This is a genomic window from Methylocystis sp. S23, assembly GCF_054106005.1.
Genome location: NZ_CM134185.1, coordinates 1,438,041 through 1,459,288, shown reverse-complemented (window position 1 = coordinate 1,459,288; position 21,248 = coordinate 1,438,041). Strand labels below are relative to the sequence as shown.

Annotated in this window: 26 protein-coding genes; 8 read left to right on the top strand and 18 right to left on the bottom strand. The window is 65.8% G+C overall.

All coding sequences use genetic code 11. From position 1 onward, the window contains the following. Positions 1-56: 56 nt before the first annotated feature. Positions 57-800 carry a RadC family protein gene (gene radC, locus ACV7JP_RS07240; protein WP_457798552.1) on the bottom strand — a complete coding sequence of 248 codons (744 nt, stop codon included), beginning with the start codon at positions 798-800 and terminating at the stop codon, positions 57-59. Continuing rightward, entirely contained in the window at positions 797-1,636 is an 840-nt protein-coding gene (map, locus tag ACV7JP_RS07235; RefSeq protein ID WP_457798551.1) for a type I methionyl aminopeptidase, read from the bottom strand. Before map ends, radC begins: the two co-directional genes overlap by 4 nt. Positions 1,637-1,805: 169 nt before the next feature. Between map and ACV7JP_RS07230 the strand changes: the two genes are divergently transcribed. The 5 genes from ACV7JP_RS07230 (at position 1,806) to ACV7JP_RS07210 (ending at position 6,894) form a co-directional block, all read left to right on the top strand. Continuing rightward, entirely contained in the window at positions 1,806-2,945 is a 1,140-nt protein-coding gene (locus tag ACV7JP_RS07230; RefSeq protein ID WP_457798550.1) for an OpgC family protein, read from the top strand. A 162-nt stretch (positions 2,946-3,107) separates the two neighbouring features. Continuing rightward, on the top strand, positions 3,108-3,866 hold the full coding sequence (locus tag ACV7JP_RS07225; protein ID WP_457798549.1) for a competence/damage-inducible protein A: 759 nt from the start codon (positions 3,108-3,110) through the stop codon (positions 3,864-3,866). 20 nt (positions 3,867-3,886) lie between these two features. After that, the gene (gene gpt / locus ACV7JP_RS07220) at positions 3,887-4,396 is read left to right on the top strand and encodes a xanthine phosphoribosyltransferase (RefSeq protein WP_457798548.1); all 510 of its coding nucleotides are present in this window, start codon (positions 3,887-3,889) and stop codon (positions 4,394-4,396) included. 493 nt (positions 4,397-4,889) lie between these two features. Continuing rightward, the gene (locus tag ACV7JP_RS07215; protein ID WP_457798547.1) at positions 4,890-5,165 is read left to right on the top strand and encodes a hypothetical protein; all 276 of its coding nucleotides are present in this window, start codon (positions 4,890-4,892) and stop codon (positions 5,163-5,165) included. Positions 5,166-5,316: 151 nt separating this feature from the next. Continuing rightward, positions 5,317-6,894, top strand: coding sequence for a hypothetical protein (locus ACV7JP_RS07210; RefSeq protein WP_457798546.1), 1,578 nt, complete (start codon positions 5,317-5,319; stop codon positions 6,892-6,894). A gap of 18 nt (positions 6,895-6,912) precedes the next feature. Here ACV7JP_RS07210 and ACV7JP_RS07205 read toward each other — a convergent pair whose 3' ends face one another. From ACV7JP_RS07205 to ACV7JP_RS07195, 3 genes are all read right to left on the bottom strand, one after another. Continuing rightward, positions 6,913-8,331 (bottom strand): amino acid permease, encoded by a 1,419-nt coding sequence (locus tag ACV7JP_RS07205; protein WP_457798545.1) that lies wholly within the window; start codon positions 8,329-8,331, stop codon positions 6,913-6,915. Between the two features lie 266 nt (positions 8,332-8,597). Next, on the bottom strand, positions 8,598-8,939 hold the full coding sequence (gene smbP, locus ACV7JP_RS07200; RefSeq protein WP_457798544.1) for a small metal-binding protein SmbP: 342 nt from the start codon (positions 8,937-8,939) through the stop codon (positions 8,598-8,600). Positions 8,940-9,055: 116 nt separating this feature from the next. Further along, positions 9,056-9,457 (bottom strand): DUF3775 domain-containing protein, encoded by a 402-nt coding sequence (locus ACV7JP_RS07195; protein WP_457798543.1) that lies wholly within the window; start codon positions 9,455-9,457, stop codon positions 9,056-9,058. 124 nt (positions 9,458-9,581) lie between these two features. Here ACV7JP_RS07195 and ald point away from each other — a divergent pair, with 124 nt between their 5' ends. After that, a complete protein-coding gene (gene ald, locus ACV7JP_RS07190) occupies positions 9,582-10,697 on the top strand; it encodes an alanine dehydrogenase (protein WP_457798542.1) in 1,116 nt (371 codons plus the stop codon). A gap of 165 nt (positions 10,698-10,862) precedes the next feature. Next, on the top strand, positions 10,863-11,576 hold the full coding sequence (locus tag ACV7JP_RS07185) for a response regulator transcription factor (protein ID WP_457798541.1): 714 nt from the start codon (positions 10,863-10,865) through the stop codon (positions 11,574-11,576). A 194-nt stretch (positions 11,577-11,770) separates the two neighbouring features. Here the strand turns inward: ACV7JP_RS07185 and ACV7JP_RS07180 are convergent, their stop codons facing one another. Further along, positions 11,771-12,211, bottom strand: a complete 441-nt coding sequence (locus tag ACV7JP_RS07180) for a hypothetical protein (RefSeq protein WP_457798540.1) — start codon at positions 12,209-12,211, stop codon at positions 11,771-11,773. A 154-nt stretch (positions 12,212-12,365) separates the two neighbouring features. Here ACV7JP_RS07180 and ACV7JP_RS07175 point away from each other — a divergent pair, with 154 nt between their 5' ends. Continuing rightward, positions 12,366-12,635 carry a hypothetical protein gene (locus ACV7JP_RS07175; protein WP_457798539.1) on the top strand — a complete coding sequence of 90 codons (270 nt, stop codon included), beginning with the start codon at positions 12,366-12,368 and terminating at the stop codon, positions 12,633-12,635. A gap of 42 nt (positions 12,636-12,677) precedes the next feature. On the opposite strand, the gene ACV7JP_RS07170 is transcribed toward ACV7JP_RS07175, so the two are convergent. The 12 genes from ACV7JP_RS07170 to flgK are packed head-to-tail and all read right to left on the bottom strand — an operon-like array spanning position 12,678 to position 21,240. Further along, complete coding sequence (locus ACV7JP_RS07170; RefSeq protein WP_457798538.1) at positions 12,678-13,121, bottom strand: flagellar basal body-associated protein FliL; 444 nt, start codon at positions 13,119-13,121, stop codon at positions 12,678-12,680. Continuing rightward, positions 13,118-13,519 carry a hypothetical protein gene (locus ACV7JP_RS07165; protein ID WP_457798537.1) on the bottom strand — a complete coding sequence of 134 codons (402 nt, stop codon included), beginning with the start codon at positions 13,517-13,519 and terminating at the stop codon, positions 13,118-13,120. The genes ACV7JP_RS07170 and ACV7JP_RS07165 overlap by 4 nt, the downstream gene beginning before the upstream one ends. Positions 13,520-13,532: 13 nt before the next feature. Next, positions 13,533-13,967, bottom strand: a complete 435-nt coding sequence (locus tag ACV7JP_RS07160; RefSeq protein ID WP_457798536.1) for a rod-binding protein — start codon at positions 13,965-13,967, stop codon at positions 13,533-13,535. An 18-nt stretch (positions 13,968-13,985) separates the two neighbouring features. Then, positions 13,986-14,381, bottom strand: a complete 396-nt coding sequence (locus ACV7JP_RS07155; protein ID WP_457798535.1) for a hypothetical protein — start codon at positions 14,379-14,381, stop codon at positions 13,986-13,988. Continuing rightward, entirely contained in the window at positions 14,378-15,130 is a 753-nt protein-coding gene (locus ACV7JP_RS07150) for a flagellar biosynthetic protein FliR (protein ID WP_457798534.1), read from the bottom strand. Before ACV7JP_RS07150 ends, ACV7JP_RS07155 begins: the two co-directional genes overlap by 4 nt. Continuing rightward, on the bottom strand, positions 15,127-17,214 hold the full coding sequence (gene flhA, locus ACV7JP_RS07145) for a flagellar biosynthesis protein FlhA (protein ID WP_457798533.1): 2,088 nt from the start codon (positions 17,212-17,214) through the stop codon (positions 15,127-15,129). Before flhA ends, ACV7JP_RS07150 begins: the two co-directional genes overlap by 4 nt. A 33-nt stretch (positions 17,215-17,247) precedes the next feature. Then, positions 17,248-17,514 carry a flagellar biosynthetic protein FliQ gene (locus ACV7JP_RS07140; RefSeq protein WP_457798532.1) on the bottom strand — a complete coding sequence of 89 codons (267 nt, stop codon included), beginning with the start codon at positions 17,512-17,514 and terminating at the stop codon, positions 17,248-17,250. A 2-nt stretch (positions 17,515-17,516) separates the two neighbouring features. Continuing rightward, complete coding sequence (gene flgD, locus ACV7JP_RS07135) at positions 17,517-17,921, bottom strand: flagellar hook assembly protein FlgD (protein WP_457798531.1); 405 nt, start codon at positions 17,919-17,921, stop codon at positions 17,517-17,519. 11 nt (positions 17,922-17,932) lie between these two features. Then, positions 17,933-18,343 (bottom strand): flagellar biosynthesis repressor FlbT, encoded by a 411-nt coding sequence (gene flbT, locus ACV7JP_RS07130; protein WP_457798530.1) that lies wholly within the window; start codon positions 18,341-18,343, stop codon positions 17,933-17,935. A 1-nt stretch (position 18,344) separates the two neighbouring features. Next, complete coding sequence (gene flaF, locus ACV7JP_RS07125; RefSeq protein ID WP_457798529.1) at positions 18,345-18,692, bottom strand: flagellar biosynthesis regulator FlaF; 348 nt, start codon at positions 18,690-18,692, stop codon at positions 18,345-18,347. A gap of 20 nt (positions 18,693-18,712) precedes the next feature. Next, a complete protein-coding gene (locus ACV7JP_RS07120; RefSeq protein WP_457798528.1) occupies positions 18,713-19,759 on the bottom strand; it encodes a flagellar hook-associated family protein in 1,047 nt (348 codons plus the stop codon). Between the two features lie 8 nt (positions 19,760-19,767). Then, on the bottom strand, positions 19,768-21,240 hold the full coding sequence (flgK, locus tag ACV7JP_RS07115; RefSeq protein WP_457798527.1) for a flagellar hook-associated protein FlgK: 1,473 nt from the start codon (positions 21,238-21,240) through the stop codon (positions 19,768-19,770). Between the last annotated feature and the right edge of the window lie 8 nt (positions 21,241-21,248).

Genomic DNA, 21,248 nt, shown 5'->3' with positions numbered 1-21,248 from the left:
GTCCCGGAGCCGTCGCGCGTCCGCAGATTGCTTCGCTTCGCTCGCAATGACGGTCCTCATATCAGCTTCAGCCCCTTGAAGCTCGATTGTCCGTTGCGGCCGACGATGAGATGGTCATGCACCGCGATGCCGAAGGGCTGCGCGATGGCGATGATGTCCTTCGTCATGCGGATGTCGGCCGCGGACGGCGTCGGATCGCCGGAAGGGTGGTTGTGGGCGAGGATCAGGGCGCTTGCGCCGAGCTCCAGCGCGCGGCGCACCACTTCGCGCGGATAGACCGGCGTATGGTCGACCGTGCCGACGCCCTGCACCTCGTCGGCGATCAGCGCATTGCGCTTGTCGAGAAAAAGGATGCGGAACTCCTCGCGCTCGGCGTAGGCCATGGCGGTGCGGCAATAATCCGTCACGGCGGAGAAGGAGGCGAGCACCTTGCGCTTCTCCAGCGCGCCGCGCGCGAGCCGCCGCGCCGCCGCCTCCGTGACCTTGAATTCGACGATGGCGCTTTCCGGCACGCCCGGAACGTCGCGAAGCCGCTCGGGCCGCGCGGCGAGCGCTTCCGCAAAGGAGCCGAAGCGCTCGACGAGCGCTTTTGCGAGCGGCTTCACGTCGCGTCGCGGAATGACTCGAAACAGCAGCAGCTCCATCAGCTCGTAATCGGCGAGCGCATTCTCGCCCGCTTCCATGAAGCGCTCGCGCAGCCGCTGGCGATGGCCGTGATAATGCGGGACCCGCGCCTCCTCCATGCCCGACGGCTCGGCGTCGGGCGCGAGGGGCTTCGCGTCGCCCTTGGGCGGCGTCATGCGGCCGCGCTGGCCGAGCCGGACGGGTTGTCGAGGCCCTTGGGCGAGACCGTGAAAACTTCGGCGCCCGTTTCGGTGACGCCGATCGAATGCTCGAATTGCGCGGAGAGGGAGCGGTCGCGCGTCACCGCCGTCCAGCCGTCCGAAAGTATCTTCACCTGCGGCCGGCCCAGATTGATCATGGGCTCGATGGTGAAGAACATGCCGGGGCGCAGCTCCACGCCCTGGCCTTTCACGCCGTAATGCAGGATGTTCGGCTCGTCGTGAAAGACGCGGCCGAGGCCGTGTCCGCAGAAGTCGCGCACGACGGAGCAGCGCTCGCTCTCGGCATATTGCTGGATCGCGGCGCCGATGTCGCCGGTGGTGGCGCCGGGCTTCACCACTGCGATTCCGCGCAGAAGCGACTCATAGGTCACGTCGATGAGACGCTGGGCCTTTCTGGGCGCGGCTCCGACCGCGAACATCCGGCTCGCGTCGCCATGCCAGCCGTCGACGATGAAGGTCACGTCGATATTGACGATGTCGCCGTCCCGCAACGGCTTCGAATCCGGCACGCCGTGGCAGACGACATGGTTGATCGAGGTGCAGATCGACTTTCGATAGCCGCGATAGTCGAGCGGCGCCGGATAGGCGCCGTTGGCGATGGCGAATTCGAAGATCAGATCGTCGAGACGCTGCGTGGTGACGCCCGGCTTCACATGCGGGACCAGCATGTCGAGCGCCTCGGCCGTGAGACGGCCGGCCTTGCGCATGCCTTCGAAATCCTGCGGCCCATGCAGCTTGATCTGCCCGCTCTTGCGGCCGGCGGGGGCGAGATGGGACTCGATGAAGGTCATACGCGCTCGTCTGTTTCCGGGGGTTTCGGGTTTATCGACAAGGTAGTGATTTGCGTGGCCAAAGCAAGGACGGCGAACGGGGCGTCCAATGGCCGCGTCGCCGTTTCGGCGCAAGATTTGTATAATGGGAATCGCGGCAACCGGAGCGCCCGCCTGTGCGCTCCCTGGAATGAAAATCGAGCGAACGCCGGCCTTGCAGGAAAAACGTATCGATTCGATCGACTTCTGGCGAGGCGTGGCGCTCGTCGCCATCCTCGTCAATCACATCCCCGGGAACGTCCTTGGCGCCATCACGCCGCGCAATTTCGGCTTTTCGGACTCGGCGGAGCTGTTCGTCTTCCTCTCCGGCGTCTCGATCTATCTGGCCCATGGCGAGAAATTCCGGCGGGGCTCGGCCGCCGCGCCTGCTTTGGCGCGGCGGACGGCGAAGCTTTACGGCGCGCATCTCGTCTTGACGGCCGTCGCGCTCGGCCTGTTCTGGATCGCCAATGAATTCAGTCCCAACGACCTGCTCGGCGCGGAATATGGGCGGGCCACGCCCTTCCTCGACCCTGTCAGGGGAATTCTCGGCATTCTGGCGTTGAGCCACCAGCTCGCTTATTTCAACATTCTGCCGCTCTATGTCGTGCTGATGGCTCTGGCGCCGCTGCTCCTCGCGCTCGGGCTGCGCCGCCGCCTCGCAATGCTGGCGGCGTCGGCGGCCGTTTATGCGGGGGCGCGGCTCGCGGGCGTCAACCTTCCTTCCTGGCCGGAGCCGGGCGGCTGGTATTTCAATCCCTTCGCCTGGCAATTCATGTTTGCGCTCGGCATTTTCTGCGGCGGGGCGCTTCGCGGGAACGGCGTGCCCTTCCATCTCGGCGCCCTGCGGTTTTCACAGGTCTTCACGGTCGCATCCGGGCTCGTCGTCTCCAACGTCTTCGGCTTCGCGCCGGGCCTCGCCGACGAGGCGGGGCGCTATCTCGACTGGGACAAGAGCCAGCTCGGCGTCGCGCGGATCGTCGATTTCGTCGCGCTCGCCTACACGATTTATTTCTCCGGGCTGAATTGGCGCGTGAGGGACACCACGCTTTTCGACTTCTTCGCCCTTTTGGGACGCAATCCCCTGCCCGTTTTCTGTGCGGGCAGCCTGGTCAGCGCGTTGGGCCAGATCCTCTCGGATTCGACGATGGCGTCTCCCATCCTGGATATTCTCTATGTCGGAGTCGCCCTCTTGCTGCTCCATGGCCTTGCCGGCCTCGTCGATCGCGCCGAGCCGGGCCTTGCCCGGAGCCGCGCCGCGGGCAAGGAGAGGGCCGTCAGACAGGCGTGAGGCCCAAATTCACGTGAGACGGCTTTGGCGCCCAAAGGCTTGCGGTCGGGGCCGAAATGGAAGCTTCCGGAAGTCCTTGGGGGAAGCTTTCGCGGACCGGCGAACTTCTGACTGGCGTTTGGCCGAGCAGCCGCCATAATCGCGGGCAGGGAGGCGGGCGGAATGGAAGAACCCGGAACGGGCGAAAGGCCGGCGACGGCGGCGGTTCTCGTGATCGGCGACGAGATCCTGTCGGGGCGCACGCAGGACGCCAATACGCGCTACATCGCCAATTATCTCGCGGAAATCGGGGTCGACCTGCGCGAGGCGCGCATCGTGCCGGACGACGAGGGAGAGATCGTCGCGGCGCTGAACGCCTTGCGCGCCCGCTATACCTACGTCTTCACCACGGGCGGCATCGGCCCGACGCATGACGACATCACCGCCGACGCTGTCGCCAAGGCCTTCGGCGTCGGGATCGGCGAGGACCCGCGCGCCATCGCCATGCTGCGCGAGCGCTTCACCGAAGAAGAGCTCAATCCCGCGCGCCGGCGCATGGCCCGCATCCCCGAGGGCGCGGCGCTGGTGCGCAACGGCGCCTCCAACGCGCCGGGCTTCTGGATCGGCAATGTGATCGTCATGGCCGGCGTGCCGCTCATCATGCAATCCATGATGGACACGGTGGGGCCGCAACTCAAAGCGGGCGCGCGGGTTCAGGTCGAAACGATCGAGGCGGGCGCGATCCCGGAAGGAAGCTATGCGATGAAGCTCGAGGAAATCGCCCGCGCGCATGACGGCGTAAGCATCGGTTCCTATCCGCATTTTTCGGCCGCCGGCATTCGCAACCAGATCGTGCTGCGCAGCCGGAACGCGGCGAGCCTCGCGGCGGCAAGCGCGGCGGTGCGCGCGCTTCTCGCCGCGCTCTCCGCGCAAATCTTATGAGAAAGATGGGGGAGGGCGACATGCAGAGCGGCCCAGACAAAACCTTTCCCGTCTCCTGGGACATGTTCCACCGCGACGCCCGCGCGCTCGCCTGGCGGCTCGCGACGATCGGCGGCTTCTCGGCCATTGTCGCCGTGACGCGCGGCGGCCTGGTGCCGGCGGGCATCGTGGCGCGCGAGCTGGGCATCCGCGTGATCGAGACGGTTTGCGTCGTGAGCTATCACGAGGAGATGGAGCGCGACACGGTCGAGGTCGTGAAGCCGCTGACCGATACGATCCTGGCGCGGCCGAGCGAGGAAGTGCTGATCATCGACGATCTCGTCGATACGGGCGCGACGGCCAAGGCCGTGCGGGAAATGCTGCCCAAGGCCCATTTCGCCACGGTTTACGCCAAGCCCCAGGGCCTGCCCATGGTCGACACCTTCGTCACCGAGGTCTCGCAGGACACCTGGATCTATTTTCCCTGGGATACGGGCCTTTCCTTTCAGGCGCCGATCCGCAAGCCGCAGCGGACGACGCGGAGGGGCTAAAAACGCGCTTGGCGCCGTCGCCGGGCGCGCCCTATAAGATCCTCGCGCATGGTCGCTCCATGCTTCGCGGGCGTGGCGAAACTGGTAGACGCAACGGACTTGAAGGAATTTGAGTGCTCATGCGGGAAACCGCGCGAGTAGAACCGCTCAAAGTCGGGGAAACCTCGAAAGTGGCGATCCCGAGCCAAGCCCGCTTTTTCGCGGGAAGGTGTAGAGACTAGACGGGCGGCGCCTAAGGCGCTTAGTCGCTAAGGCGAAGGGATAGTCCAGACCCCAAACTCGCTCGCGAGCGAGGCGGCGAAAGCCGTGGCGGGTAAGAAAATCCGTAGGGCCGCAAGGCCTGTGCCGGTTCGATTCCGGCCGCCCGCACCATTCCCGCATTCCCTTGTCCTTATGGCGCTCTTCGGCGCGAGCGCGCGGCGCCTACGCTCGTGCCGAAATGGAAGCGGCGCGTTACGTGACGCGCAAGTATCCCCACGTGAAAGGTAAGCCTATGCCGAGACGCATCATTTCGTTGCTCGCGCCCGCCATTATCGCGCTCTTCTTCCTCGCGGCCCGCGACGCGTCGGCGCAGCCCTATTACGGGCTTCCAGGATATTACGGCCATCATCCGCATCGCCATGGCTGCTTCGTCACGACCTCGCCCCAGCACCACACGAAAGGCGTTCGGCATTGGCGCAATCCCTGCCCTTATGTTGAGCGCCGGCATCTCAACCCCTATTATCCGGGCTATCACCGGCCTTATCGCCCGCACCCGCATCCGCATTGAGGAAAGCGGAAGCGCGGGATCGCCAGCATCGCCCGCGCATGGGATGAACGCATGGCGGCCGCTTCCGCCATCATCCTTAACCTTTATTAAGGGTTCGCGGACATGATCGGCGTCGCGTGAAGATGACGCGATCCTGATTCGACGAGCGGTGATGAGCGACGCGGCGAAGCGACTTCAAACCGATCCGGCTTTCGCAAGCGTCTCCGCGCCCGACGACGACGCGAAGTCGAAGGCTTCTTCCTCGCATTCGCGCCTCGATATGATGCTCGCTTCCGGCGGCGACGAGCGCATCTGGCCGGACCCCGTCACGCGCCGCAACCGCTACGGCGCGCCGATCCATCCCGCGCCGGAGGAGATCTGGTTTTCGTCCGCCACGGCCGGCGCCGTGACCGAGCGCGGCTACGCCGCAGCGCGCGACGCCTTCGACGCGTTGTCGCGGGAGGGCGCCGATCTCGCCCGGTGGTTCGACGACATTCGCGCCCGCATCGTCGCGCAATTCGGCGCGCCGGGCGTGGAAGCCGTTCTCACGGCCTCGGGCGCGGAAGCCGAATTCGCGGCGCTCGCGGTCGCCAAGGCGCTGTTCGACCGCCCCATCGCCAATATCGTCGTCGCGCCGGACGAGACCGGCGGCGCCGTCGCGCGCGCTTCGAGCGGCGTCCATTTCGCCGCGACGGCGGCCTTCGAGGCCCATGTCGAGCGCGGCGCGCCGCTCGCGGGCTGGGAGAAGGACGACGTGGCCATGCGCCGCGTCGATATTCGCGACGCCAAAGGGCGGCTGCGTCCGGCGGCCGAGATCGACCGCGCCGCGGGCATGGCCGTCGCCGACGCCTTGCGGACCGGGCGCGCCGCGCTGCTGCATCTTCTCGACTCGTCCCCAACCGGCCGCGGCGGCCCGAGCCGCGCCATTGCGCGCCAGATTTCGGCGAACGCCGGCGGGCGGGCGCTGATTCTCGTGGATGCGCGCCAGCTCCGCTGTTCCTTCGAGCAGATCAGGGCCGATCTCGCCGACGGCTTCCTGGTCATGGTCACCGGCTCGAAATTCGCCGGCGGACCGCCCTTCTGCGGCGCGCTGCTGATTCCGCCGGACAAGGCGGGGAAGCTGCGCGGCATGAGCCTGCCGGCGGGCCTCGCCGCCTATGCGGCGCGCTGCGACTGGCCGCAAGGCCTCGACGCCGCCTTCGAGGCCGCGAGCTTCGCGCCCGCCAATCTCGGCATGGGGCTGCGCTGGACGGCGGCGCTCGCCGAGATCGAGGCCTATGCGACGATTCCCGCGCCTTTGCGCGAGGAGATCGCCGCGCTCTTCGCGGAGTCGGCGCGCCGTTGCGTCGCCGGCAATGGCGATCTCGATTTTCTCGACGCCGAATGCTGGCGGCTCGGCGGCAAGGCCGCGACGATCTTTCCGATCGTCACGCATCGCGGCGATCCGGCTCAGGCGCGGCTCATTTGTGAATCCCTCCGCGCCTCGGCGGGCGTCCTTCAAATCCCCGAGCAGGCGCGCGTCTGCCATGTCGGCCAGCCCGTGGCGATCGGGGGCCGCGCGGTCCTGCGCCTGTGCCTCGGCATGCCGCACGCCAATTTCGTCGCCGGGCGCGTGGCGAGGGGTCTCGATATCGACGCGGCCTTCCTGCCGCTGCGGCGGGACATGGAGCTTCTGTTCCGCAAATGGGGCGCGCTCGCCAAGCGCATCGGCGCAAATGGCAAACTGACGCTCGCCGCGTCCAATCGCTGACCTCGCCGTCGCGCCTCCTCAGATCGAGGGGTCGGTCGACTTCTCGGCGGCAAGCCGGCTGTGGCGGCGGCCGTAGAGGAAATAGATCGCCAGACCGATCGCCATCCAGATCAGGAAACGCTCCCAGGCGATCAGCGGAAGCCGCGACAAGAGCCATATCGAGAAGGCGACGCCGACGAGGGGCGTGAATGGCACGAAGGGCGCGCGGAAGCTTCTCGGCGCGTCGGGCCGCGTCTTGCGCAGCACGATGATCGCGAGGCAAATAACGACGAACGCCGAAAGCGTGCCGATATTGACGAGCTCCGCGACTTCCTTGATCGGATAGACCGCCGCGACGGCCGCCGTCAGCGCGCCGGCGATGAGCGTTGGGCGATGCGGCGTGCGGAAGCGCGGATGCAGGACCGCGAACCAGCCCGGCAGCAAACCGTCCCGGCTCATTGCGAACCAGATGCGCGCGCAGCCGAGCAGAAAGGCGAGCATGACGCTGGCGATGCCGGCGACGGCGGCGACCGAGACGATGAAGGCGACCCAGGGCAGGCCGATGGCGTTGAAGGCCGTGACGACCGGCGCCGGATTGTTGAGCGCGCCGTAGGGAGCGAGGCCTGTCAGCACCAGCGACATCGCCACATAAAGCGTGAGGGACACGGCGAGCGACAGCAGCACGGCGCGCGGCAGATCGCGCTGCGGATCGCGCGCTTCCTCGGCCGCCGTGGTGAGCGTGTCATAGCCGAACACCGCGAAGAACACGACCGCGGCGCCCTCCGCCACGCCCGAAAAGCCGAAGGGCATGAAGGGGACCCAATTCTCGACGCGCACATAGGGCAGGCCGACGGCGATGACGAAGAGCGCCGCCGCGACCTTGACGATCACCATGGCCGTGTTGAAGCGCGCGCCCCATTCGATACGCAAGGTAAGGAGGCCCGCGACGGCCAGCGCGCCAAGCGCCGCCGGAAGGTCGACCACATGGCCGGGGCCGGTCCCCGCCGCGCCCGCGGCCCATTCGGGCGGCGGAAAGCCGAGCTGATTGAGAAGCGCCTGCAGATAGCCCGACCAGCCGATCGAGACGACGGCGACGACGAGCGCGTATTCGAGCAGCAGATCCCAGCCGATGATCCAGGCGACGAGTTCGCCGAGCACGGCGTAGGCGTAAGTATAGGCGCTGCCGGAGACGGGAATGAGCCCCGCAAACTCGGCGTAGGACAAGGCCGCCGCGCCGCTCGCGACGCCGGCGATGAGGAAGGAGAGCGCGACGGCGGGCCCGGCTTGCGTCGCCGCGACGACGCCCGTCAGAACGAAAATGCCGACGCCGATGAGCCCCCCGAGCCCGATGCTCGTGAGCTGCCAGACGCCCAGAACCCGGCGAAACCCTTTATCGGCGGCGGCCTCGGATCGCAGCAGCTCGATAGATTTGGCGCGGGTCAGTTCCCGAAAGCTCATGCTCGGCCCTCCATTGCTGGGCGTCACATAAGCGAAGGCGTGCGCGCTGTCATGCGAGCATAGAGAGCAGCCCGGGGGCCGAGCTCGCATCCGTCGAGGCGCAGGTTATTATCGCGGGGGTCATCGTCGCGACCGGGCCTGTCCGGCCAGCGCGGCGGCTGTCGATCCCGGGCGAGCCCGAGATCGACGCGGGCTTCTCAAATCATGAGGGCGTCATTTTGTCGGCGCTTTGGGAGCGGCCCGGAAGCCGCTCGCCTCGCCGCAGGCTATTTCGTCGCGGCCTCGAGATGCGTCAGCGCTTCTTCGGCGTGCTTCGTGGCGGCCTGGGCTTCCTTCTTCTTGCCCGTGTCGATCGCCGCCTCAAGATGGGTGATCCCCTGCTTGGTGTGCGCGTTCGCCTTTTCGGCCTCCGCTTGCTCGGCGTGTTTCAGCGCGGCTTCGGCATGGGTCACCAGCACGTCGGCATGGCCCATCTTGCCGTGGTCGATCGCTTCTTTCGTATGCTTGATCGCTTCGGTGAGGTGATGGCTTTCGGCAAGCGCGAGTCGCGGCGCGAAAGCGAGACCGAAAGCGAGGGAAAGCGCAACAGCGAAAATTCTGCGGTTCATTGACATCTCCTCGGAATTTGCTCCGCAAGCGTTCATATGGCGCTGCCTGTCGGCAAAATCCAGCAGTCCCCGCCGGGACGAAACAGGATGAGGCGCTCCGCGCGCAGACTGGACCTTCACTGCCGGTCGGCGGCGAAAAGCGCGCAGCTTTCGCCGAATTCGCCGAGGCCGCTTTCCAGATAGGAGGCAAGGAGCGGGCTGCCGAGCAGATAGGCGGATGTCGGCCCCTGGCGCCGCGCCCGCGCCTCGCGCAGCGCCTCGTCCCAGTCCTCCGCGGAATAGTCGCCGCGCCCGATCCACATGAGCGCCACCAGCTCGGCCTGCTCGTCATCGTCCATGGCGTCGATGAACGCCGCGAGCTCGCCGCGCACCGTGTCATAGGCGTCTTCCGTAAGCACGCTGACGAATTTGTCGTCGGTCGCGTTGGAGGCGTCGGCGTCCATGCCTTCATCCTCGCTTTCCAGCTCGCGCGCCTTGACGACGACATAGCAGACCTTGTCGGTGTTGATGGTCGGCATGGGCGTCCCCTTCGCTTTACGGTTCCGGCTTGACCGCGGCCCTTGCCCTGCGGCCTTGCCCTTTGCATATAATCTTCGCGGGCGTCCCCGAAGCTGTCCGCGCAACAATTTTTGGAGCGGAGCGATGCGCGTCGGCGTCCTCAGGGAAATCAAGAACAACGAGTTTCGCGTCGGCTTGACGCCGTCCTCGGTTGCCGAGCTGGCGCATGCGGGACACGAGGTCGTCGTCGAGCCCGGCGCCGGCGACGGCGCCGGGCTCGACGATGCGGAATATGTCGACGCCGGCGCTTCGCTTGCCTCCGCGCGGGAGATTTTCGCCCGCGCCGAGCTCGTCGTGAAGGTCAAGGAGCCACAGCCTTCGGAAGTCGCGCTGCTGCGCCCCGGCCAGCTTCTTTTCACCTATCTTCATCTCGCCGCCGATCGCGCGCTGACGGAGGGCCTGATGCGCAGCGGCGCGCATTGCGTCGCCTATGAGACGGTGACGGCGCCCGGCGGCGGACTGCCGCTGCTTGCGCCTATGTCCGAGATTGCGGGACGTCTCGCGCCGCAAATGGGCGCGCGCTTTCTCGAGAAGCCGACGGGCGGCCGCGGCGTGCTGCTTTCCGGCGCGCCCGGCGTGCCGGCGGCGGAGGTGCTCATTCTCGGCGCCGGCAGCGTCGGTCTCCAGGCGGCGGCGATTTCGCTCGGCATGGGCGCGAATGTGCTGATCGCGGACCGCAGCGTCGACGCGCTGCGCCGCGCGGAAGCGAAGCTCGGCTTCGCCGCGCGCAGCATCTATTCGACCCGCGCCGCCGTCGCCGAAACCATCAAGCGCGCGGATCTCGTGATTTGCGCCGCATTGACGCCCGGCGCCCGGGCGCCGATCCTCGTCACGCGCGACATGCTGAAATCGATGAAGCGCGGCGCCGTCATCGTCGACGTCGCGATCGACCAGGGCGGGTGCTGCGAAACTTCCCGCCCGACGAGTCACGCGGACCCGATCTATGTCGTCGACGGCGTGGTGCATTACTGCGTGACCAACATGCCGGGCGCCGTGCCGCGCACATCGACCTTCGCGCTGAACAACGCCACGCTGCCCTTTGCGCTCGCGATCGCCGACAAAGGCTGGCCGCGCGCTTTCGCCGAAGACGCGCATTTGCGGGCGGGTCTGGAAATCGCCGGCGGCCGCGTGGTTTCCGCGCCGGTCGCCGCCGCGCATAATCTGCCTTTGACGCAAATGGCCGATGTCTTACATGCTTAAAACTGCGTTAAAAGTTGACAATCGACGGTCATTGGCAAGCAACGCGCTGCAATTGCATCCGTGTTTACTATTACTATTCAGTTGACCGGGACCTTTCGCGGAATTTAACTGATCTTATCGGCCGATTCGAAGCGGCGCCGGTCATTTTCAGCGAGGAGCCCCAGCATGTTCATCATCGTCGACGAGCGTGATCTCGTAACGAATGGATACGCCTGTCGATTTGGTCAGGAAGGCGTCGCTTCCGCAGGTTTCCAGCCCGGTCAGTTCAAGGATTGGGTGGCGAGCGCGGGCGAGGGCGACGTGCAGGCGGTCGAGGCCTTCCTCATCGGCGAATGTCCGGAACGCGAGGAGTTCCCTCGAATCATCCGCAGAAGATCGCATGCGCCGGTGATCGCCATGAACGACGCGCCCTCGCTCGAGCAGACGCTCGGCCTTTTCAGCGCCGGCGTTGACGACGTCGTTCGCAAGCCCGTGCATGTCCGCGAAATTCTCGCGCGCGTTCACGCCATCCGCCGTCGCGCCGAAGCGCGGCCCGATTGCGCAACCTTCGGCGGCATCCAGGTCTTCTTCAACGGCGGCGATCCGATCGTGAATGGCGAGACGCTGCCTCTGCCGCGCCGCGAGAGACGCATTCTCGAATATTTGCTGGTCAATCGCGGCCGGCGCTTGACGAAGGCGCAGATCTTCAACGCGGTCTATGGGCTCTTTGACGACGACGTCGAAGAGAACGTCATCGAGAGCCACATCAGCAAGCTGCGCAAGAAGCTGCGCGCGCGGCTGGGTTTCGATCCCATCGATTCACAACGCTTCCTCGGCTATCTGCTGGTGGCGCAGCCCGCATCGTCCGCGGATGGCGGCGGGCTGCGCGCCGCCGGCTGATCGCTCTTTGGCGATCTATGCGCGATCGCCGTCCCGTAAAAACCGGGCCGTGCAGCCGTCATTGCGAGGCGCGTGAGCGCCGAAGCAATCCAGAGCCGCAATAGCTGCTTCGGGCTTGCTTCCCGACTTTGTGAAAAGGCTCGCAACGACGCCGAAGCGTCGTAGCCGTTGCGCCGGGCTGGCGGCCTGAAAAGCTATTCCTGCCGAATAGCGCCGCCCTCGGTTTGGACGATCCATTTTTGCGCGGACAGGCGGATCGATCGCACCTCTCCCAGTCCGGCGATGCGGTCGCCCGGCGCCACGCGCAGAACCCGTCCCTCGGGAAGCCGGATCAGCGCGCTCTCCGCCGATGCGTCGACGATCTCATAAGCGCCCAGCATCGCGCCGCGCGCGCCCCGGGGAATGGCGCCGATCGGCGTATAATCGATTCCGGGCTTCTCCGCGCGGATCGCGGCGCGTGACCCGCGAAGCGCCGGCTTCGCGTAAATCGCCAGATGTTCGATTCCGGCGATTTGCGGCGCGTCTTTCGGCGCGGACGCTTCGCGAAAGGCGAATGCGAAGCTCGCCGCCGCGAGCGCCACGCCGACGCCGCGCAGGATGATCTCCGAAAGTTCCAGCTTCACGAATCGCGGCATGATTTCCTCGATTGACGCATGCGCAGCCTAGCGTCGCGGCATGACCCCGGGCTGAAGCGCCGCTCGACGCCGCAAAGTCTTTGTTAACCGACGCAAGTCCTGAGAAAGCTACGCAATCTAATTTCCGATCATTCTCGATAGAAAAGAGGCCGCCATGCATCCGATGACGCAACTCGATCAGCTTCGCCGCCAGATGGCGGAGGAGCTGACCCAAATTCCGCAATATCGCGCGCTGAAGGCGATGGAGCGCTTCATCGCCGAGCTCTCGGGCATATACGAAACGCGGGCGGAATCGCTCGAGGACGCGGAGAGCGACGAGTCCAGCAAGAAGATCGCGCAAGCGATCGAAAATCATCTGCGGGGCGATCCGGGGCCGACCATCGTGAAGAACGCCGCCTATCTTCCGGTCCATCGCGTCGCGTGAGCGCAAGGCGCGCGGCGGAAGGAAGGCGTCCGCCGCGCGCGTTCAGCGCGGCAGGTCGTCGCGCGAAATGAAGGTAAAGCTCTTGACCAGGGTTTCCTTGACGACGTCCTTTCCCATTCTCTGATTCACATTGACGGTCAATTGGCGCGTCAGCCCCGCGAGATCCGCCTTCCGCATGCGCGCAAAGTCGGTCTTCGAGTCGGCGTAGATCAGCCGGAACGCCTCATCCATGACGAAGCTTTCCGGATCGACGCCGCCATGCGAGTCGGCGGGCGCGCCGACGATGCTGAACTCGGCCGAAACATAGCCCTTGAGGGCGCCGTCCGCGATCACAGGCACGGTAATCGGCTTGATCGATCTGATCTGTCGCGCCTCCCGCCGCTCATCCTTGTCAATTCCGGGATGAAGGCGCCAATACGCGCCCCCATAGGCCGCCGCGAGAGTGACGGCGCAGGCCCAGACGCCGATAAGCAAGCCGCGCATCATCTGCCGCGCGCGCCGAGGCGCCCGACGGTGTAAGTCCCGTCGGACTCGTCGTTTCGAATGCCAACGAGAATGAGCATGGCGATCTCCTGTGTCGCGCGCAGGCGACGTTCGAGGATTTCGGCGTTCGCGGCCAAGGCCTCGCGAAGCCGTCGCGCGCTTTCGTCCAATCCCGCAAGCTCGCCGCGCCGCGCGCTTCTGGACGCGAGCGTGAACTCCAGGAGAGCGTGCGTCTTGCGCGCGTTCAGCGCGTCGAAGTCGAGACGTCCGCCTTCCTTCAAAAGGCGCGACTCCGTTTCGACGATGGACGCCAGTCGATCGAGGCATCTTTCAAGCGCGCGGCCCGAACCCGCCCGAGGCTCGGAATGGCGCGGATCGATCTCGATTCCTTCGGAAAGCATCCGTTATTTCCCTTCAAGTTTCCGAGCGGGGGCTCGCGTCGTAGCTTTGCGAGAGAATCTTCTGCACGCCGATTCCGCCGGCCCGCGCCAATTGCTCGCCGAGCTGCTCCGCCATGAGCGAGCGCCAGACGCCTCCGGCCCCGCCCGAGCCGAAGGCTCCGCTCTCCTCCTTCGGCAGGAGGATTTCGAGCCAGGACTGGAGAAGAAACGCTTCGAACTTTTGTCCGGCCGACGGCGTCTGGGCGTCCGCTCTCGCCGCGGATGGCGACGGGGCGACGCCTGTGCTGAAAGTCCTATTGCGAACATCCGCAACGCCGGCGATATGCGCGTCCCGCGCGTCGTCGGCGCGCGTCGCCCGCTCGAGCCGAGCGAAGGCGAGCCGGGCCTTTCCCAGATTCGCCGCGCGCACGACGTCCGCGACGATGTCGGTGGTCGGAAAGATCGACATGGCCTCTCCCCTTGACTGTCAAAGCGATCCTAGATCGCTCGACTTGCCGCGCGCTGACGACGTTGCGAGGAGGCGCTGCGTTTCGGCGATGCCCTCCTCTCGTCTCAGAACCGCGTCCGCCTTTTCGAGAAGCCTTTCCGTCAATCTGGCGCGCCTGACGAGCTCCTGCGCATGGGCGCGCAGCGTCACTATCGCGCCTTCGGCGTCGCGCCGCTCGCTGGAAAGATATCGCAGGCGGGATCGCGCGAATGTCGGATCGACAAGGTCGGGCGCCTGGAGCGCGGCCCTCTCGGCGCTCTTGAGTTCGGCGAGCCTGGCTTCCGCGGCGGCGAGGCGCGATTGCGCGAGGCGCGAAAGCGAATGCGCGATCTGCGCGGCGCGCGCGAGGCGGTCCCGACGGCTCTTCCTGGTCATCCGCGCAGAACCCAATTCTCGAAATGCGAGGCGAAGGCGACGAAAAAATCCTGCGAGATGACGAAGAAGGCGTAGAGACCGAGAAAAATGGTCAGCGGGCCGGAAACGAAATAGACCTGCGCCTGAGGCGTCACGCGCGACAGGAGGCCGATCGCGACATTGACGATCAGCGCGAACAGCAGGAAAGGACTGCAAATCCGCAGCGCCAAGAGATGGGATTGCGCGAGAAGCCGGGCGATCTCGTCCAGAAGCGCGGCGGGGCCAGGCGCCGCGAGGACCGGCGCCGTCTCGTAGGAAAGATACAGGCCTCGTATAAGCTCCAGATGAATGTCGCTCACGAAGAGCAAGGTCGCCGCCGTCGTGACGATGAAGGACGAAAGCGCGGGGACCGCTTCGGACTCGGCGATCGCGCCGCCGAAGATATTTCCCAGCCCGAAGGACATGGCGACGCTCGTCGCCAGCGTTTCGAGCGCAAGAAAATAGAAGCGGGAGAGCAGGCCGAGGCAGACGCCCACCGTCAATTCGGCGAGAAGCGCCGCGACGACGGAAGCGGGATGAAGGAGATCGACCGCCTTGCGCAAATCCGCCATTAGCGGCGCCGCGAGCGCCACGGAAACGGCCAGGGCCAGAAAGAGGCGGCTTCTCATCGGAATTCTGTCGCTCGAAAATCCGGGCGCGGTCATGAGGCAGCCGCCGACCCGGCAGAACAGAACGAATCCCGGCAGGATAGGGCTCTCGATCGGCGTCACGAGATCGTTCCGAGCGATTTGATCTGCGCGCCGCCCGCAATTTCGAGATGCGACAACACCGCCTGTGAGGGAAAGGGCCGGCTGAGCAGGAGCCGCACATAGGGCCGCGCCTCGGGCGTCGTCAGGACGATGAAAGACTCGCCCCGCTCCAGCCGCTCGCGTATCGCCGCGCCCGCTTCGAGGGAAAATTTCTCGATCCGGGCCGGATCGGCGTCGAAGCCAATGACCTCGCCTTTGGCGTCGCGCTTCAAATGCTCGTGAAAGAACAGATCCCACGGCGCGCCAAGACGCAGGACGCCCAGCGCGCCGTCGACGGAAAGATCGCCGCAGATCTGCGAGGCCAGGCGGGCGCGGACATGCTCGACGATCGCCTCCGCGCGCCGCGCGAAGGGAGCCGCCTCGGCGATCGCTTCGAGAATGAGCTCCAGATTGCGGATGGAGACGCGTTCGACGAGGAGCAGCTTGAGCACGCCCTGAAGCGTCGAATGGCTCACGAGGCTCGGAACCATGTCTTCGACGAGCCGCTTATAGTCGGGCTCGATCCGGTTCAACAGCGCGCGCATGTCCTTGTAGGTGAGAAGCTGGGCGAGATTGTTCCGCAGCGTTTCGGAAAGATGCGTCAGCAGGACGGAAGCCGGATCGATGGGCGAGAAGCCCCGGCGCCTGGCTTCTTCGACCATGACGTCGGAAATCCACATGGCGCGGACGCCGAAGGCGGGATCGATTGCTTCGTCTCCCGGAAGATCGGGCGCCGCGCCGCCGCCGAGGATGATGAGATGATGGCCGAGGCGCAATTCGCTCGTCGCGGCCAGCGCGCCGTGAATCTTGATCTGATAATGTTTCGGCCGAATATCGAGATCGTCGGAGAAGCTGATGTCGGGAAAGACGAAACCGTAGTCGCGCGCGAAGTTGCGGCGCATCTTCAGGACGCGATGGCCAAGCTCCGCCTGCGCCGGCAGCAGGCCGGCCCATAATTGCTTGCCGAGCGACAATTCGACCGGCGGAATGCGAAGAAGCGCGCGCGCGGACTCTTTGGTCTCCTGCTGGCTGCGCCGCTCGAGCGCGCGCTGCGCCTCCTTCTCCTCGAGGCGCGCCTTCTCCGCCTGCCTTGGAATGAGATAGGCGACAAAAGCCATGGCGCCGCCGAGCGCCCCGAAGGGCGCGAGCGGAAGGCCGGGCATCAGCGCCAGCGCCAGCATCAGCGTCGCCGCGACGAAAAGCGCCCGGGGATACATGCCGAGCTGGCGAAGAATGTTCTGCTCCGCCGATCCCCTCGTCCCGCCCTTCGACACGAGGAGGCCGGCCGAGAGCGAAACGATCAGCGCCGGAATCTGGGAGACGAGGCCGTCGCCGACGGAAAGCTTGGCGTAGACGTCCGCGGCCGACGCCAATGTCATGCCATGGCGGGTGACGCCGATGATGATTCCGCCGAAGATGTTGACCGCGAGAATGATGAGCCCGGCGATCGCGTCGCCGCGAACGAATTTCGAGGCGCCGTCCATCGACCCGAAGAAGGCGCTCTCCTCCTCGAGCTCGCGCCGCCGGATCTGCGCCTCGCGTTCGTCGATCAGCCCCGCGGAAAGATCGGCGTCGATCGCCATCTGCTTGCCGGGGATCGCGTCGAGCGTGAAGCGCGCGCCGACTTCCGCGATGCGGGTCGCGCCCTTGGTGATGACCAGGAAATTCACGGTGACGATGATGGCGAAGACCGTCAGGCCGATGACGAAGTCGCCGCTCATCACCAGGCGGGAAAATCCGCTGATGATATAGCCGGCCGCGGTCGAGCCTTCGGAGCCGTTGGAAAGAATGAGCCGCGTCGTGGCGATGTTGAGCGACAGGCGAAGAATCGTGGCGACGAGCAGAACGGTCGGAAAGGAAGAAAAATCGAGGGGCTTCTGGATCCAGAGCGCGACCATGAGAATGAGGACCGACAGGCCGATGGAGAAGGCCAATCCGGCGTCCAGCAGAAAAGGCGGGATCGGCAGGAAGAAGACGCAAAGAATGAAGACGATGGACATGGCGAAGCCGATGTCCCGCGAGCTTGCTTCTCCCTGCGGCCGGGGCGTGGCGCTTGCGTCTGTCATTGGCGCGCTTCCTCAAGCGGCGGCGGTCGCCGCTCAATAGCCTTTTTCGATTCTCGCATAGGCGAATTGCGCGAGCGCATTGATCTTCGAGCCGATGAACGGCGCCGAGAGGCCGAGCACGGCGATCAGGGCGACGATCTTCGGAACGAAGGTCAGCGTCGTTTCCTGGACCTGCGTCAAGGCTTGCAGAAGCGCGACGACGATTCCGACAGCCATCGCGGCGCCGACCAGCGGACCCGAGACGACGAGGATCGTCACGATGGCGCGATGAACGATCTCGAGGGCGTCCGCTTCGTTCATCGTCAACTGATGGAGACGCCGGGCCCGAGCGCGAGCGCGCGGCCGTCCGTGAGATTCATGATCAGGCCGAAATCCGTCATGGTGACGGACATGACGGCGCCGCGCACCGATCCGTCGGCGGAGGCGGCGGTGCGTCCGATGAGAGCGCTCGCTTGCGAAAGCGTCGACATGTCCGCAAGCCGCCCGAGAAGCGCATTGGTCTTCGCCGCCTGCTCCACGGACGAAAATGTTGCAAGCTGCGTGACCGTCTGCGCGGGATCGAGGGGCTTCGTGGGGTCCTGGTTTTTCAACTGCGTGACCAGAAGCTGCAGGAACACGTCGAAGTCTCCCGCCGGCTTGCTCGCGTCCGGCGCCGACGTGGCGGCGCTGGCGGCGGGGAAGATGCTTTGAACGAGAGAGAGCGTCATATGTCCTCCTTTCAGGCGGCGCCGCGTTTTTCGCCGGCCGCCGGCGCCGCGGCGAGCTCGGCTTCGACGCGGAACAGAGCGCGCACGGCCTTGAGCGCCTCGAACGGCCTTTCGTCTTCGATGTGCCGCGCCGCCGCGGCGAGGCCCGTGACGATCCGCGAATCCTTCGCCGCGCCGTTCAGGGACACCAGCATCTCCCGGCAGAGATCCGTCGCGGCGTCGCAATCGTTCGGCGACATGATCATGGTTTGAATGATGAAGTAGAGGCGCTTCATCGGAGTCGTCGCGTCCTCCGCCTGTATGACGTGATTTTCGAGGAGGAAGGTGACGTCGTTGAGCAATTCGACGCAGACCTTGCGATCGACCCGCAGCACGGCGCCGTTGATGAAGATCCGCTCGCCCCGGCGGAGGGAGATGTTCATGCTAGGCCAATCCGTCGGCGATGATTTGATTGAGGTCGATGAGACCGTCGAAATTGCTCGACTTGCCCTCGTCGATGAGATCGGTCTCGCGGCGCATCCAAAGGCCGATGGAAATGAGGGCGGCCCGCAAATCCGCCGGCAGCCCGTTTTCCTCGGCGCTCAGATCGGCGAGGAAAATCGTCCACAGGCGCCGCACGAAGGCGGTCGCTTCGAAGGCCTCGGGGGAGAGCGCCCCGCGCGCCTTCGCCAAAGCGAGCTTGGCGATGGCGGCTTGCAGCGCCTCCCTTTCTCTCTCGCGTGCGCTCTTTGCGGAGTCGCCCGCGATCTCGGCGTAGCGTTGCTGATACATCGCCTGCGTCTCGTCCCCGGCTACAGATATTTCGTGAGGCTGAGCTGGGAGACTCGCGCCGTCAGCGCATAGGCGGCCTCGATCTGGGTCATGAGGCCGCTGACCCTCGCGGCGGCCTCGGATTGATCCACGCCTTCGATCTCCTGAAGCTGAACCAGGAGCGTGTCCGACTGGACGGCCATCAGATCGCTCGACCTCCGAACCTCATTCTGCATGACGCCGAGGCGCGCCTGCGTCTTCGTCAGTGACGCGATCGCGCCGTTCAGGGCGTTCAGGCCGCCTTTCAGGACGACCGCGTAGGACTCCTGATTCATCTTCTCCGCGCCGAGATCCGCGACCATGACATAGGCGGTCGCAAGCTCCCTCAAAGGCGGCTCATTCGCGGTGATCGAACTGTCGATCACCCGGGAAAGGCCGATCTGGCTCTCGAGCGGGCGATCGGACGCCCTCGACCAATCGGCGCGCCATCCCGCCTCCGAAAACAGCGCGTCGAATTCATTCGCGAGGAAGTCCCGCATCCGCGTTTCCGTGATCGAGGCGACGGCCGGGTCGGTTTGCGCAAATCCGAAGGCGCTGGCGAAGGCGGCGTCGAGAGCGGCCTTGTTCGCTTGCGAGGGCTCGGCGAAATAATTCGCGAGCGGCGCGACGTCCGTCTTGATCCCGCCAAAGAGGAAGCCCTCTCCGTCCGAGCTGTTGAGCCTGGCGACAAAGGCCGACAGAGCCTGCCGCGCCTGGACGATGACCGCTTCCTTCTGGCCGCCGTCCGTCTGAGCGGCGAGCAGCGTGGCGCGCATGTCTTTCGCCTCGGCGAGAAGGGCGTCGAGGGCTGTTTGCGTCGACGTCAGCCGCGCCGAAACGAGATCGTTCGCGGCGCGCAGGGCCTCGACCGTTTCCCGCGCGTCGATGAGCGTGAAGCTGCGGCTCGCGCGCACGCCGAGGGCGACGCCGGGATCGGCGTGACGCCCGGTGGTCATTTCCCGCTGGCCGCGGGCGAGATCCGCCTGAAGATTGGCGATGACGCTTCTGACCGAGGCGGTCACGGAATAGGAGGAGGCGATATAAAACATTTTTTCACTCACGCGCGCACGGCTGAAAGGAGGGAATCGAAGAAGGAGTTGACGGCTTCGAGCAGCCTGGCGGAAGCCTGATAGGAATTTTCCAGCGCCAGCATTTGCGCCATTTGGTCGTCGAGATTGACGCCCGTGGCGTTTGAGAGAGCCTGCGTGGTCTGGGAGACGATGGCGTCGAAATAGGTCGCCGCGCCGTCGGACTGTTTTCTTTGCGCCGCGAGCCATCCGATCGACGCGGCGGCGAAGTCCTTCACCGATCCGGCGCCGGCGAGCCCGGCCAGCGAATCGAAGCCCTGAGGCCCGGCGGCGGCGTTGGCGAGCTCCGTCAGCCTCGTCGAATAGCCCGGGGCGCCGCTCGGATTGTAGACGTAGCCCGGATCGTTCGATATGCCGCCGTCGCGAAGTCGCGCCAGCAGGCCGCCTTTCGCCGGGTCGACATTGACGTTGATCTCGATCTGTCCCGCAAGACCCGCGATGAGGGAAACGCCCGGCGCCTCGACGGCGCCGGCATAGGTGAAAAGGCCCGGCAGCGTTTTTCCGCCCGCGCCGCTTTGGTCCGATTCGGCAAAGGCGACGACGAGGCCGCGCGCGATCTCGTCGAGCTGCGTCTGAAAGCGCGGCGCGAGCTCGTCGCGAATCCTGACGAGGGCCTGGATCGATCCCGAACGCAGCGCAAGCGGCGCGCCGGCGCCCGTGACCTGGACGCCGTCTATATAAACGGCCGCTCCGGAGACGCCGGGAGAAAGATTCGGCGTCTCGTTAAATGTGACCTGGCGCGGCGCGGTTTCGAAGAGCGTCACGCCGCTGTCGGTGTAGACGACCATGTCGTTATTCGCCCGCGTCACGGTCGTTACGCCGATCGACTTTGAAAGCTGCAGAAGGACGCCGTCGCGCCGGTCCAGCGCGTCCGTCACATCGGCGCCGGCCGCGCTTCCCGAGACAATCTCGCGGTTGAGCGCCGAGAATTGCGCGAGAAGCGCGTTGATTTCTTTCACGGCGGAGGCGACGCCGATATCCGCCTGCCTGCTTTCGTCCTGGGTCGCCGCGGCGGCGTCGCGCAACGCGGAGACGAGATTATGCGCGGCGTCCAAGGCGAGCTGACCGGCGGTCTCATTCGCGGGCGAGGCGCTGTAGGCCTGCAACGCGCTCGTCAGCCCGGCGATCATCGATGCGGGCGAGCGGCTGTTCGCCGGGTCCGCGAGGTTGAGACTCTGATCGAGCCGCGCAAGGGAATCCACTACCGCCGTCTCGCCGGCCTGCGACGCGCTGGCCGCGAGGAGATTGCGAAACAACGCGGCGTTCGCCGCGCGCCCGACCCCGAGAAACGCCACGCCGTCGTCGCCCGCGGCGACCTTCGCGCGCTTGGCGCTGAGGCCCGCGACGCCGGCGGCGGAAATGTTTCGAGACGTGACGTTGATTTCGTTCGAAATCACGCCGAGCGATTTCGCCGCGACGGCGCCGGCCGAGGTTAGGGACATGAGGCTTT

Coding starts and splice junctions, on each gene's coding strand:
- ACV7JP_RS07210 (WP_457798546.1), top strand. CDS start 5,317: ATGAGCGACGCGGCGAAGCGACTTCAAACCGATCCGGCTTTCGCAAGC.
- gpt (WP_457798548.1), top strand. CDS start 3,887: ATGCAGAGCGGCCCAGACAAAACCTTTCCCGTCTCCTGGGACATGTTC.
- ACV7JP_RS07225 (WP_457798549.1), top strand. CDS start 3,108: ATGGAAGAACCCGGAACGGGCGAAAGGCCGGCGACGGCGGCGGTTCTC.
- flgD (WP_457798531.1), bottom strand. CDS start 17,921: ATGACGCTCTCTCTCGTTCAAAGCATCTTCCCCGCCGCCAGCGCCGCC.
- flbT (WP_457798530.1), bottom strand. CDS start 18,343: ATGAACATCTCCCTCCGCCGGGGCGAGCGGATCTTCATCAACGGCGCC.
- ACV7JP_RS07215 (WP_457798547.1), top strand. CDS start 4,890: ATGCCGAGACGCATCATTTCGTTGCTCGCGCCCGCCATTATCGCGCTC.
- ACV7JP_RS07185 (WP_457798541.1), top strand. CDS start 10,863: ATGTTCATCATCGTCGACGAGCGTGATCTCGTAACGAATGGATACGCC.
- smbP (WP_457798544.1), bottom strand. CDS start 8,939: ATGAACCGCAGAATTTTCGCTGTTGCGCTTTCCCTCGCTTTCGGTCTC.
- ACV7JP_RS07170 (WP_457798538.1), bottom strand. CDS start 13,121: ATGATGCGCGGCTTGCTTATCGGCGTCTGGGCCTGCGCCGTCACTCTC.
- ACV7JP_RS07175 (WP_457798539.1), top strand. CDS start 12,366: ATGCATCCGATGACGCAACTCGATCAGCTTCGCCGCCAGATGGCGGAG.
- radC (WP_457798552.1), bottom strand. CDS start 800: ATGACGCCGCCCAAGGGCGACGCGAAGCCCCTCGCGCCCGACGCCGAG.
- ald (WP_457798542.1), top strand. CDS start 9,582: ATGCGCGTCGGCGTCCTCAGGGAAATCAAGAACAACGAGTTTCGCGTC.
- ACV7JP_RS07155 (WP_457798535.1), bottom strand. CDS start 14,381: ATGACCAGGAAGAGCCGTCGGGACCGCCTCGCGCGCGCCGCGCAGATC.
- map (WP_457798551.1), bottom strand. CDS start 1,636: ATGACCTTCATCGAGTCCCATCTCGCCCCCGCCGGCCGCAAGAGCGGG.
- ACV7JP_RS07165 (WP_457798537.1), bottom strand. CDS start 13,519: ATGCTTTCCGAAGGAATCGAGATCGATCCGCGCCATTCCGAGCCTCGG.
- flaF (WP_457798529.1), bottom strand. CDS start 18,692: ATGTATCAGCAACGCTACGCCGAGATCGCGGGCGACTCCGCAAAGAGC.
- flgK (WP_457798527.1), bottom strand. CDS start 21,240: ATGTCCCTAACCTCGGCCGGCGCCGTCGCGGCGAAATCGCTCGGCGTG.
- ACV7JP_RS07230 (WP_457798550.1), top strand. CDS start 1,806: ATGAAAATCGAGCGAACGCCGGCCTTGCAGGAAAAACGTATCGATTCG.
- ACV7JP_RS07205 (WP_457798545.1), bottom strand. CDS start 8,331: ATGAGCTTTCGGGAACTGACCCGCGCCAAATCTATCGAGCTGCTGCGA.
- ACV7JP_RS07195 (WP_457798543.1), bottom strand. CDS start 9,457: ATGCCGACCATCAACACCGACAAGGTCTGCTATGTCGTCGTCAAGGCG.
- flhA (WP_457798533.1), bottom strand. CDS start 17,214: ATGACAGACGCAAGCGCCACGCCCCGGCCGCAGGGAGAAGCAAGCTCG.
- ACV7JP_RS07160 (WP_457798536.1), bottom strand. CDS start 13,967: ATGTCGATCTTTCCGACCACCGACATCGTCGCGGACGTCGTGCGCGCG.
- ACV7JP_RS07180 (WP_457798540.1), bottom strand. CDS start 12,211: ATGCCGCGATTCGTGAAGCTGGAACTTTCGGAGATCATCCTGCGCGGC.
- ACV7JP_RS07140 (WP_457798532.1), bottom strand. CDS start 17,514: ATGAACGAAGCGGACGCCCTCGAGATCGTTCATCGCGCCATCGTGACG.
- ACV7JP_RS07120 (WP_457798528.1), bottom strand. CDS start 19,759: ATGTTTTATATCGCCTCCTCCTATTCCGTGACCGCCTCGGTCAGAAGC.